Source organism: uncultured Duncaniella sp., assembly GCF_910578445.1.
GTDB lineage: Bacteria > Bacteroidota > Bacteroidia > Bacteroidales > Muribaculaceae > Duncaniella.
In genome coordinates this window covers 299-12,843 of record NZ_CAJTQC010000038.1, presented here as the reverse complement: position 1 = coordinate 12,843, position 12,545 = coordinate 299, and the positions used below count along the sequence as shown (strand labels likewise).

Below are 12,545 nucleotides of genomic sequence, written 5' to 3'. Positions count from 1 at the left end.
TGTCGCTGACAAGCAACTGACGTTGTTCTGATTACTTATGTCGAACTCACGTTATATACAATGATAGCGGACATGTCGACAAAGGGATAAAATTCCACAGAGGATAGAACGCATACCAAAGATGGATTTTTTCATGAGTAATTTGTTCGTTTCCGATGCAAAATTACTCCAATCATGGCATACCTCAAACTACACCACCTTGCATTTACCCTCCTAAACAACTGATAATCAATATGGGTCAAAAAGAATTTCTTACATCACCTTGCTTATTGGCAAATTACTCAAAATATCGGAGATATTCGGCCTTATGGGGCGAGTCACTGCCGGAAACCACCGACTTGAGTCGCGATTTATGGACATATACGTTCCTTAACTCCGTATCGGTGAAAATACTGATTGAAGGCAGGGAGAATCCGCAGAAAAGATAAAGTGCAAACCGAAACCTTGATTTTGACAACTTCGGAAAATCATCTTTGAAACGGTCCATTAACCCATTATTGTATCCGTTGACAATCTCAGTCAATTCTATAACCGTTCCCTCAGACCTAAAATTATTGATAGATTCCTTTACCTCTGCAAATATGCGTTTCTGTTCATGTCCTGTTTCCTTGGACTCGAAGTAAGATGATGCAAGTCCGTCAAGAAGCAGGAAACGGGTATGGAACAGTTTTTGGATTCTTTCTTTCGCCTCGTTCTGTTTTTGGCTGCTTTCAAAAAGGTTTTGCTGCAAGGTCTGAATTTTAAGCAAATCATTCTCATGTTCAGTTCTTAGCCTCATTACCCATATCTGATAAATAATTATCAGAAGAAGTATGACCCCAAGCGCAATCCAAACGAAGCGTTCCCTTTGCGTTCTCTCCCTGAGTACATCCATCTCAAACTGATGTTTCTTATCAGCAAACAACAGGTCTTGAGAAAAAATCTGCTGATGAAGCGAATCAATGGTCGTCGAAAATAACCTATATGCAGACAATGCACCTGAAATATCACCGTTTAATTCCAGTATAGCAGGTTTAATTGCCAAATATTTCAAAGACGAACGAGTTTTTGATGCCAAGGGGATAGAAGACAGAACCCGCATGGCATTAGGCCCATCACCTATTCTGCAATAGGCTTCTGCAATATCCAATTTATCTACATCCTCAAGATATTTATCAGATTTATAATAATTCAAAATACTAACCACACTATCTTCATTCCCAAACTTTAAGGCATAAGAAAGTTCATACGGAGCTATCACCGAAGTAAATTCAGGATTTTGTCTGACCCTTTCCTTCGCAATAGACATAATACTGTCTGTAAGAAATTTATCATTATTAAGAATCCCCCCATCCAAGGCGTTGGCGAGGCTAAGAATTTCATAATCTTTACGGCCAATGGCTTTATATAAGTTCGCAGCCTCAAGATTGTTGTTTATAAATTCATTCAATTTGTATATGGAATATTGAATGGCTGCTTGTGCGACCAAAAGATTCGCCATAGTCAAGGTGTCGGATGCCTCCTTACAAAATTCTCGTCCTCGCATAAAACTTTGCATCGCCGAATCATTCTCGCTCCGATTCTGGTAGACTCTACCTTGATAATAGTATGTACGAAGTTTCTCATTAGGTGAACCATCCTCGATATAATAGTCAATTGCCGGCCGGATAACATCAAAGGTGGTTGTGTCGATATAATTCTTATCCAGTGCCATTGATTTGAGCAAAGCATACCGGGCTTTATTTACTTTGGATTCTATTTGTTCGGTATCGATTTCATTTAGAATCAACAACGCAGAATCAGGATGCTCTTCCATCAGATTTTCAGCGACATTAAGCCGTCTGTCAACAGCCGGATTGTGAGAGCAAGAAACGATTATGCTTGCCACAACCGCGATAACAAGCATCAGGATGAAATTAGTTATATATGAACTTTGTTTTGCCATTCCGTAAAGAGTCCAAAATACAGCCTCTAAATACAAATTTAGATAAAAACCGCGAGATTTCTACACCGATAGAATAAAAAGTCAAGGCTGCTACAAATTTTCTATCATTGATGCCTTGACGCACATTATTTGTAAATTGACAGTGTAAACCATCAGTACCTGTCAGAATAGACAGGTACAAAATCGCAGCTGGCCTTGATGTACTCAGAGATAATGTTAATAGTGTTATTTGTATATTACGCGTCACAACGATGGAGTTTTTCGAAAAACCGAATTTGAAATTCTCAGATAATTGACTAATTTTACGGCATGGAAATCAATATCAAACGATTTGAAGAACTGTCAACTACAGAGCTATATGAGATTCTGCGCTGTCGCGCGGAGGTATTTGTCGTAGAGCAAAACTGTCCGTATCAGGATCTCGACATGGCCGACATGCACTCCACACATGTCTATATCGAAGACAACGGCAGGATAAAATCATATCTGAGAGTCATTGATCCGGGCATAAAATATCCGTCGGCGGCATCCATTGGCCGCGTACTGACCATGAGAGAACATAGAGGCGCGGGACTGACACGCCTGCTCATGGGCGAGGCCATAAAAATAGCCCGAAGCATGTCGCCAAAGATAGAAATCGAAGCACAAAGCTACTTATGCGATTTCTATAAGTCACTTGGCTTTGTCGAAGCATCGGACGAGTTCATGCTTGACGGAATCCCGCATTTAAGCATGATAATGGGATGATATAAGCCCCCTCCATCCAGAAAACAAATCCATTCGCCCGCTTCCCGACAGCAGGCACACAGATGCAGCCATAACCCAAAACACAATTACATATGGAAAAATTCAACGGTATCAGATACAACTCCCGCTGGGACAGTTCAACGTGGCTTATAATAGTCATAACAATGGCCTGCTGTGTGATTCCTTGCTTTCTTGACGACGGAATCGGCCCGGTAGTCATCAGTTCGGGAATGCTCATATTTATAGTAGTAACGTTTCGCAGCGTCTACTACAAAATCGATGGCGACAAACTGGTGGTTTATCAATTTTTTATCCCTACAGCCTATCCCATCGACAAAATCAAGGAAATACGAAAGACAAAAAGTATCCTTTCAGCCCCGGCAACATCACTTACCAACCGGCTGGCGGTGACATTCACCGAACGAAAGGTGCTGAAAAGCTCCATGCCTCTGATAATATCCCCGGTGCGCAGAGAGGAGTTCATCAGCCAGATTCTTTCAATCAATCCCGACATCATGGTAAATCTCGACAACGGAACATCCTCCGATTGAACAGCGATACCACTACTGCCGACACCATCACACAAGAATCACGTCAGATTTCACCCCTGACACAAATGGATGACAGAGAAAGCAATGCAGAGTTCTTTCGCATCTATTTTCACCGGCACAAGGATATTTTTCAATATAAATAGGTATTATTTCCAAATAATTGCTATCTTTGCAAACTGAAATAAACTAAGCTGCAAAAACGAAGATAAACCTATCAAGCTGAAAAATACGAACAATTTATGAATCCAATCAAAAAAACCATCGAGCTGCCCGACGGTCGCACCATTACACTCGAGACCGGCAAGTTAGCAAAGCAAGCCGATGGAGCGGTAGAACTGCGCATGGGCAACACTATGCTCCTTGCGACAGTAGTAACGGCCAAAGAGGCCGGTGAGGGAGTTGATTTCATGCCCCTCCAAGTAGAGTATAAAGAAAAATTTTCATCTAACGGACGTTTCCCCGGTGGATTTCTCAAACGTGAAGGCCGCGCGAGCGACTACGAAATTCTGACTTCCCGCCTCGTTGACCGAGTACTGCGTCCGCTTTTCCCCGACAATTACCATGCCGACACCATCGTGCAGGTGACCATGTACTCCTCAGACGGAGTCGACATGCCCGACGCTCTCGCAGGACTTGCCGCATCGGCCGCCATCGCAGTGAGCGACATACCTTTCAACGGCCCGATTTCGGAAGTGCGCGTAGCGCGCATCAACGGCGAGTTCGTAATCGACCCCACTTTCGAACAGCTTGAAAAGGCAGATATGGAACTCATGGTAGGCGCCACCTACGACAACATCATGATGGTTGAAGGCGAAATGAACGAAGTATCTGAAGCCGACCTCCTCGCCGCACTCCGTGCAGCGCATGATGCCATCAAGGTTCAGTGCAAGGCCCAGATGGAACTTGCTGAAGAAGTAGGCTCTACCGTAAAACGCGAATATTGCCACGAGACAAACGATGAAGAGCTCCGCAAGGACGTACACGACAAGTGCTACGACAAGGCCTATGCCATCGCCAAGACAGGCAGCGCCGACAAGCACTGGCGTCAGGAGAGCTTCGACAAGATTTGCGAAGAATACCTCGAATCACTCCCCGAAGAGGAGCGCGAAGAAAAGAAGGCCATGGTCAAGCGCTACTACCACGATGTAGAGAAAGAAGCGATGCGTCGCTGCGTGCTTGACGAAGGTATCCGTCTCGACGGCCGCAAGACCACCGAAATCCGTCCTATCTGGTGTGAGGTCGACTACCTTCCCGGACCTCACGGATCGGCAGTCTTCACCCGTGGTGAGACCCAGTCGCTCGCGACTGTCACCCTCGGCACAAAACTCGACGAAAAAATCCTCGACGATGTGCTCAACCAAGGCCGCGAACGCTTCCTTCTCCACTATAACTTCCCTCCCTTCTCGACAGGCGAAGCTCGCGCACCCCGCGGCGTAGGCCGTCGTGAAGTAGGACACGGAAACCTCGCACACCGCGCACTCAAGCGCATGTTCCCCGACGATTTCCCCTACGTATGCCGTATCGTCAGCGACATCCTCGAATCAAACGGCTCGTCGTCAATGGCAACCGTATGTGCGGGCACTCTCTCACTCCTCGACGCAGGCGTGAAGATGAAGCGCCCCGTCAGCGGTATCGCAATGGGTCTTATCTCCGACGGTGAGAAGTATGCAATCCTTTCCGACATTCTCGGCGACGAGGACCATCTCGGCGACATGGACTTCAAGGTGACAGGCACACGCAACGGTATCACTGCAACCCAGATGGATATCAAGGTCGACGGCCTCAGCTATGAAATCCTTGAAAAAGCTCTCAACCAAGCCAAGGAAGGCCGTCTCCACATCCTCGACAAGATTCAGGAGACCATCCCCGCACCCCGCGAAGACTACAAGCCCCACGTGCCCCGCATCGTCACCATGCTCATCCCCAAAGAGCTTATCGGTGCTGTCATCGGCCCGGGCGGAAAAATCATCCAAGGCATTCAGGAAGCCAGCGGTGCGACTGTCAGCATAGACGAAATCCCCGAAGGCGGATATATCGAAATCGCAGCTGCCAACAAACCTTCTATCGACAAGGCTCTTGAGATGATCAACGCCATCGTCGAACTTCCCGAAGAGGGCAAGGTTTACCACGGCAAGGTGCGTTCGATACTTGAATTCGGCGCGTTTGTTGAATTCATGCCCAACCGCGACGGTCTGCTCCACATCTCTGAAATCTCATGGAACCGCCTCGAAAACATGGAGGCATCAGGTCTCAAGGAAGGTGACGAAGTTGACGTGAAGCTCATCGAAATCGATAAGAAAACAGGTAAATACCGTCTGTCAATGCGCGCACTCCAGCCCAAACCCGAAGGCTATGTAGAGCGCGAGCGTGCACCCCGTGGCGAGCGCGGACCGCGCCGTGACGGAGACCGTCCCCGCCGCGATGGAGACCGCAATGACCGTCCCCGTCGTGACGACCGTGGTGAACGCGGACCGCGTCGTGACAACAATAACTACGGCGGCCCAAGAAATTAATCCGAACGTTGACTTATCACATCATATCAACCAGACTGATTAAAATCAATTCACGCCCCTTAGTTAACCAAACGTCATAATTTACCATTGAATCAACGCCCCGGCGAGTCCCCGACACACGGGGGATTCGCCGGGTTTTTAACTATTGTTATTAAACGCCCTCTTAATTTGAATCTTGGAAGCCATGTCACCACATTATTATAACAGCACACCTCTAAGCCAGACGGACAACGTGCACATCGTTGTCGCCGCAGGTAGCGGCTCACGCTACGGAGGAAATCTACCGAAACAGTTCTGCGACCTCGCCGGACGGCCGCTGCTCATGACAACCCTCGAACGTCTCCACTCCTCCACTCCGGAATGGAAACTGATAGTGGTGCTCAGCGCCGACATGACCGGCGAATGGCTCGAAATGTGTAAGGACCACAGCTTCACCCTGCCGCACACTATCGTCACAGGAGGAGCTACGAGAGCCCACAGTGTCAAAAACGCACTTTCGGTTATCCCGCATGACTCTACCAGCCTGATCAGCATCCACGATGCCGCACGCCCGGTGGTGACACAGGCTCTGATATCCGCCATAGTCGACGGTGTGGAAGGTTGCGACGGAGCGCTCCCGGCCTGCGCCGTCACCGATTCAATCAGGCTTGTGGGTGCTGACGGAAGCTCTTCGGCCGTAGACAGGTCGACACTCCGTGCGGTCCAGACTCCACAGATATTCCCTGCCGACAAACTCCTCAAAGCCTACGGACAGGAACTCCTTCCTGTGTTCACCGACGACGCATCGGTCATGGAAGCCGCAGGATATACAAATCTGCGCCTCGTCAACGGTGACCCGCATAACATCAAGGTGACCAATCCCGGCGACATGGCCATAGCCGAGCTCTATCTCTCACTCATCTGAACATCCTCTATGATTGCGCCCGACCTGCAATCACAATCCCATAAACGAATCAGAAAGCACCTATGAACGGACTGCGAAGAATGGACATCAAATTCCTGCGCGGAATAGGCCCTAAACGAGCCGAGCTTCTCGAAAAGAATCTCGGCATAAGGACCTATCATGACCTTCTCTTCCATTTCCCTACCCACTATATCGACAGGCGGTCGATATACCGCATCATTGATTTCGCCGGCGACGACATGCCCTCGCTTCAGGTCAAAGGCAAGTTCATCAGTTTCACCGTGCAGGGCGAAGGGGCTAAGACACGCCTTGTGGGTCTCTTCTCCGACGGAAGCGCCGTGATGGAAGTTGTGTGGTTTCAACGCATCAAATCACTGCGGCAACTCTATCACACGGCCACGGAATACATCCTGTTCGGCAAACCATCGAACTTCAACGGACGCTGGAGCATGGTGCATCCGGAAGTCGACACGCCGGAAGCCGCAAGCGCCCAAGGAGGATTCAGGGGAGTCTATCCTCTGACCGAGCAGCTACGCAACAGAGGATTCTCGTCGAAGACATTTGCCACAGCCGTCAGCGACATCCTCTCGGGCATACGCGACATGGCCGAGACCCTGCCTCCGGAAATAATCAGCCGGCACAGACTCATCGGAATCCGCGAAGCTATTACTGCAATCCACAGTCCGCAGTCACCGGCACAGCTCGAACAGGCACGCCTGAGGCTGAAATTCGAGGAACTGTTCTATCTGCAACTCGACATACAGCGCTATGCCCGCAAACGCAATTCCGCCACACAAGGTTTCCATTTCCCACGCATCGGACATTTTTTCAACACATTCTATTCTGAATTCCTGCCCTTTCCGCTCACAAACGCTCAGAAAAGGGTAATCAAGGAGATACGTGCCGATATGGCGACAGGACGGCAGATGAACCGTCTGCTGCAAGGCGACGTCGGTTCAGGCAAGACCCTCGTGGCTCTTCTCTGCATGCTGATAGCCCTCGACAACAATACGCAGGCGTGTCTGATGGCTCCGACCGAAATACTTGCGACACAGCATTTCGAGACCATTACAAAACTTGTAGCGGCGATGGGCATCAACGTCAGACTGCTGACCGGCTCAACCCGAAAAAAGGAACGTGCAGTCATCCACGAACAACTGGCCGACGGCTCACTCCACATACTGATAGGCACTCATGCCGTAATCGAGGACAATGTGCGTTTCCACAACCTCGGTTTCATCGTCATCGACGAGCAACACCGCTTCGGAGTGGCCCAGCGCGCACGCCTGTGGACAAAAAATGTAATCGCGCCACATGTGCTCGTCATGACAGCAACCCCTATCCCCCGCACACTTGCCATGACCGTCTATGGCGACCTTGACGTCTCGGTAATCGACGAACTCCCGCCCGGCCGCAAGCCCGTGGTCACTCTGCTGCGCTACGAGGAAGACCGGTTCAAGACATATCAGGGCATCGGACGGCAGCTAAGGCTCGGACGACAGGTGTATATCGTCTACCCTCTTATCAAGGAAAACGAGAAGCTTGACCTGAAGTCGCTCGAAGACGGATATGAAAACATCTGTGAGACATTCAGAGACTACAAGGTGGCCTTTGTCCACGGCCAGATGAAACCGCAGGAAAAAGAGTATCAGATGAACCTTTTCGCCTCACACGAAGCGCATATTCTCGTTGCCACAACAGTGATCGAGGTGGGAGTCAACGTCCCGAACGCCACAACCATGCTCATCGAGAACGCCGAACGGTTTGGACTCTCGCAGCTCCATCAGCTGCGCGGACGCGTGGGCCGAGGCGAGGGACAGAGCTATTGCATTCTCATGTCGAAACGTAAGATTGCCAAGGACACCCGCAAACGGCTTGAACTCATGACCTCGACCACCGACGGTTTTGCAATCGCCGAGGCCGACATGCAGATGCGCGGACCGGGCGACATCGAAGGGACAATGCAGAGCGGCATCCCGATTGACCTGCATATCGCCGACCTCGCTACTGACGGTCAAATCGTGCAGCTCGCACGCGACACAGCGTGCACAATACTCGATTCCGACCCTGACCTTCAGAGTCCGGCCAACGCCCTCATCCGCTCGCAGCTCGACCTGCTGACAACGCGCGTCAGAGACTGGTCAAGAATCTCGTGAAGCACCTCCCGCAATAGGGCTTACGCCGACCTGTCCACCCTCTGCGACAGATATTGCTCCGACACACTAATTCTGCTAAGTGTCAACTTTTTGTCATCATAATCCGGCTGAAAAATTCAAGCCTTAGACCCGATTTTAACATTTCGGTAAAATTGAGTCTAAGGCTTGACTTTTTTTAATGTCTTTTAGCGCTCTGAGATAGTTCAAAGCTGGGTTTCAGTTGTTTTAATAGTGTAAGTAAAGATAAAGAAGCTCAAAGCAGGAAAATCTAAATTTACATCCCTCGTCCTCTTTATTGGGTTGTGAAACCAGATACTGAGGCTCTCATAAATAAATAGTTGAAACGTGAGGGGAGGAGTTAGGACTGACGTCTTAACTCCTCCTTTGTTGTGATATGTTGAAAATATTGAGTAACTTCGCAGTGACCAATCAACCGTATAAAAAACGTAAGACACCATGAATCTCATCAACCTGAAAACAATCATAGGAATTATCGCATTGCTTGTCGCCTCCACCATTCAGGCGAACACCCCGAACGACTTGCCATCGAGCAATGACGATGCCGTCGAGCTGCGTCGCGTCGGGCTGCGTGACAGTATCCTCGCCAATATCCACGGCGCAAAGATTTCCGACCGCGAATTTGACATTCTGAAATTCGGAGCAAAAGGCGACGGAGTGAAAGACTGTCTGCCCGCATTCAAGAAGGCTATCGCCAAGGTTGAGAAATCAGGCGGAGGACGGATCACTGTCCCGGCAGGAACTTATTATCTCCGCGGACCACTCACACTTGTGAGCAATCTCTGCATTCACCTTGACGAAGGGGCTGTCATACGGTTTGATCCGTCGCCAGAGCTCTACCCTATTGTCAATACGAGCTGGGAAGGAACTTATCTCTACAACTACTCCCCCATGATCTACGGCTACGGACTGCACGATGTGGCCATAACCGGCAAAGGTCTGATTGACGGGAATGCAATGACTACGTTCGCGACTTGGCGCAAAAATCAGAAACCGGCCCAGTCGCGCAGCCGTGACATGAACCACGGCAATGTTCCCCTCAGCGAACGACGCTTTGGTGAAGGCGACTGGCTGCGTCCTCACCTGATACAGCTCTACCGCTGCACCGGAGTGACGCTCGAAGGTGTAAAAATCATAAATTCACCGTTCTGGTGCATACACCTGTTGCAGTGTGAGGACGGCGTGTGCCGTTCGCTCCGCTATGATGCAAAGCTCGTCAATAATGACGGAATTGACCCGGAGTCATCACGCAATCTGCTCATAGAGGATATCTATTTCGATAACGGCGACGACAATATCGCAATCAAAAGCGGACGCGACAACGACGGATGGACAACAGGGCTTCCATGCGAGAACATCGTCATACGCAACTGTCATTTCAAAGGTCTACACGCGGTTGTCATCGGCAGCGAGATGTCGGGTGGCGTGCGAAATGTGATTATCGAGGACTGTGACTATGCCGGATATTGCAAGCGCGGACTATATGTCAAGACCAATCCCGACCGAGGAGGTTTTGTGAATGGAATATATCTCAACAATTGTAAATTCGGAGAGGTAGAGGACCTGTTCTATGTGACAAGCCAGTATGCAGGTGAAGGCCTCACGAGCACCAACTATTCCGACATAAGCGATATCCACATCAACGGACTGAGCTGCACGAAGGCATCGGCAGCGGCTCTTGTGTTGCAAGGGACAAGACAAAAACCTATCAGAAATGTGAGCCTCAACAACATCTCGGTCGGAGAAGCACGGACAGGAATCAGCTTCACCAACACATCGGAGGTGAGTATGGGCGAATGCCACATCGGTCCGTCTGCCGGAATCCCCACCCAAGTCTCAGCTAAAGACAAGATATTCGAACGGTAAGGCGACGCAAGTCCATCCAATCCACGAAAAAACAAGTCCACCAAAGCTTCAAAAAGGTTTGCATAATTACCCCAATAAGATAATTCAATAAATTCGTTGAATAAATTGAATCTGCAATTGAACATGCAATTAAACATTCGTTGAACAAATTGAATCTGCAATTGAACATGCTTTGAACCTGCAATTAAACATTCGTTGAACCCATGCTTTAAACCTGCGATTGAACCTGCAATTGAACCAACGTTAAATAAATCGCAGAATAAATTCGCATTATAACGGCAAAAATATTTGGCAAAACCAAAAAAGATTATTACCTTTGTGACCGCAAAAGCCCAGGTGGCGGAATGGTAGACGCGCTCGTTTCAGGTGCGAGTGCTGCGAGGCGTGCAGGTTCGAGTCCTGTTCTGGGCACACCAAAAGCGACTTAACAAAGTGGTCATCACCAAGTTAAGTCGCTTCTTTTAATTTCTACAGGCAAATTACAGGCAAAATCCAAATATTCCGCATAACTTTTGCGGGTCAGCGGATTTTTCCGGTGGGCGGAGGTGATGTCAAGAGTATAGTGTGGCCAGTCTGAACATAAAGAACTTTATGTCTCCGACTCCACGGAATTGGGAGCGGAAAGCTTTTATTTTGGCGTTGAAGGATTCGGCGGATGCATTTGTCAGCCTGCGCTCGAAATAGTTGATAATGGTCACGTTGTGGCTTTCAAATGTCTCAAGCACTTTATTGAACTCATTGTTGCCGAAGGCTTCCACCTCGTTATGCCATCTAGCAAGATTCAGTCTGGCCACTCCGGCGGAAACATTCTTATTGAAGACATCCACAAGTCCAAGAAAGAGGTTGTAGGCCTTTTCCAAATCGTGGAATGCCCTGAACAGTATCTGTGCGCGAATCCGCTGCTGCTCGTTCCATTTTGATTTGTGTTTGAGGATGATATGTCGACTGCGAGCCATGATCTGAGGCATGGTCTCGCCGTTTTCCATCCTCTCCGGTTCCCATTGTCCGATTCGTTCGCGTTCCTCTTTTGACTTTGCGTCCTTTCTCTTCTGACGATGCTCCCTGATCGCCTTGTTCTCGGCATCGAGGACTTCCCAACGGTGTCGTATCCTCAGCTGGTCAACGGCTTCTGAAATGAGCTGCTGGACATGGAACCGGTCATTGACAAGCGATCCACCGGGAAACACGTTTCTGACAGTAAGCATCATGGCCGAAGAAAGGTCTGTCGTGACTGTTTTATCTTAAGACGCTGTTTCAAAGGCACTTTCCTCAGTATAGCCGACACTGTGTCGCTTGCCACACCACGAACCATCGCTGCAAGAGTCCCTTTGCCGCCATGCGTGGCTTTGTTGGTCAGTACGGTGTAGACATCGCCATTGCTCAGACAGGTCTCGTCAAGACTCATGTCCACGCCGAAATTTTCAGGATACAATATTATTACTGTCCGCTAAACCATAAAAAGTTGAGTCCAACTTCTTGAATGGAAGAAGTTGGGCTTACTTTTTATATGAGACAAGCCCCCTCATCAGTTTTCAGTATTGTCAGGCGGCGATTCAGATTCTTCAGCGAGCATTATTTTCAGGTCTGCATCGGGCTGGTTGAGGAACTTTTCGAGATTCAGGTAATACATCAGAACGATTCTAACGATTGTAGCCAGTCCCGAGAAACTCCAACGCCTTTGTAGGGTGCTTTGTAAGACCGAGAGCAGCAGATTTGCTATTAGTGTTACCCATATCTGGATCTTTATGGCGTTGGCACTTTCGCCGTAGAAGTATCTCAGAGGGAAGTTTTGCTTTATCTGCTTGAAAAGCGACTCAATCTGCCACCGGCGGCGGTATATCGCCACGATTGTCTCCTGAGGCATGT

The 12,545-nt window shown here is 48.9% G+C and carries 8 protein-coding genes, 1 tRNA gene and 1 pseudogene; 7 read left to right on the top strand and 3 right to left on the bottom strand.

Annotation, left to right across the window (positions count from 1 at the left end):
• Positions 1-277: 277 nt before the first annotated feature.
• Positions 278-1,924, bottom strand: coding sequence for a hypothetical protein (locus tag QZ311_RS11620; protein ID WP_297068197.1), 1,647 nt, complete (start codon positions 1,922-1,924; stop codon positions 278-280).
• A gap of 309 nt (positions 1,925-2,233) precedes the next feature.
• Here QZ311_RS11620 and QZ311_RS11615 point away from each other — a divergent pair, with 309 nt between their 5' ends.
• The 7 genes from QZ311_RS11615 to QZ311_RS11585 all read left to right on the top strand — a co-directional run bounded on the left by QZ311_RS11615 (position 2,234) and on the right by QZ311_RS11585 (position 11,090).
• On the top strand, positions 2,234-2,671 hold the full coding sequence (locus QZ311_RS11615) for a GNAT family N-acetyltransferase (RefSeq protein ID WP_297068194.1): 438 nt from the start codon (positions 2,234-2,236) through the stop codon (positions 2,669-2,671).
• A 92-nt stretch (positions 2,672-2,763) separates the two neighbouring features.
• Positions 2,764-3,222 (top strand): PH domain-containing protein, encoded by a 459-nt coding sequence (locus tag QZ311_RS11610; protein WP_297068191.1) that lies wholly within the window; start codon positions 2,764-2,766, stop codon positions 3,220-3,222.
• 239 nt (positions 3,223-3,461) lie between these two features.
• Complete coding sequence (gene pnp / locus QZ311_RS11605) at positions 3,462-5,735, top strand: polyribonucleotide nucleotidyltransferase (RefSeq protein WP_297068188.1); 2,274 nt, start codon at positions 3,462-3,464, stop codon at positions 5,733-5,735.
• 184 nt (positions 5,736-5,919) lie between these two features.
• A complete protein-coding gene (gene ispD, locus QZ311_RS11600; protein ID WP_297068186.1) occupies positions 5,920-6,639 on the top strand; it encodes a 2-C-methyl-D-erythritol 4-phosphate cytidylyltransferase in 720 nt (239 codons plus the stop codon).
• Between the two features lie 62 nt (positions 6,640-6,701).
• A complete protein-coding gene (gene recG, locus QZ311_RS11595; RefSeq protein WP_297068183.1) occupies positions 6,702-8,795 on the top strand; it encodes an ATP-dependent DNA helicase RecG in 2,094 nt (697 codons plus the stop codon).
• 456 nt (positions 8,796-9,251) lie between these two features.
• Entirely contained in the window at positions 9,252-10,679 is a 1,428-nt protein-coding gene (locus QZ311_RS11590) for a glycoside hydrolase family 28 protein (protein WP_297068182.1), read from the top strand.
• 330 nt (positions 10,680-11,009) lie between these two features.
• Positions 11,010-11,090, top strand: a tRNA-Leu gene (locus tag QZ311_RS11585).
• Positions 11,091-11,230: 140 nt separating this feature from the next.
• Here QZ311_RS11585 and QZ311_RS11580 read toward each other — a convergent pair.
• Positions 11,231-12,084, bottom strand: a pseudogene (locus tag QZ311_RS11580) (transposase).
• 120 nt (positions 12,085-12,204) lie between these two features.
• On the bottom strand, positions 12,205-12,545 hold a 341-nt coding region (locus QZ311_RS11570; protein ID WP_297068171.1), incomplete at its 5' end, for a transposase.

Excerpts from the sequence above, each read along its gene's own strand:
- QZ311_RS11620 (WP_297068197.1), bottom strand. The coding sequence starts at position 1,924 with ATGGCAAAACAAAGTTCATATATAACTAATTTCATCCTGATGCTTGTT.
- QZ311_RS11615 (WP_297068194.1), top strand. The coding sequence starts at position 2,234 with ATGGAAATCAATATCAAACGATTTGAAGAACTGTCAACTACAGAGCTA.
- QZ311_RS11610 (WP_297068191.1), top strand. The coding sequence starts at position 2,764 with ATGGAAAAATTCAACGGTATCAGATACAACTCCCGCTGGGACAGTTCA.
- pnp (WP_297068188.1), top strand. The coding sequence starts at position 3,462 with ATGAATCCAATCAAAAAAACCATCGAGCTGCCCGACGGTCGCACCATT.
- ispD (WP_297068186.1), top strand. The coding sequence starts at position 5,920 with ATGTCACCACATTATTATAACAGCACACCTCTAAGCCAGACGGACAAC.
- recG (WP_297068183.1), top strand. The coding sequence starts at position 6,702 with ATGAACGGACTGCGAAGAATGGACATCAAATTCCTGCGCGGAATAGGC.
- QZ311_RS11590 (WP_297068182.1), top strand. The coding sequence starts at position 9,252 with ATGAATCTCATCAACCTGAAAACAATCATAGGAATTATCGCATTGCTT.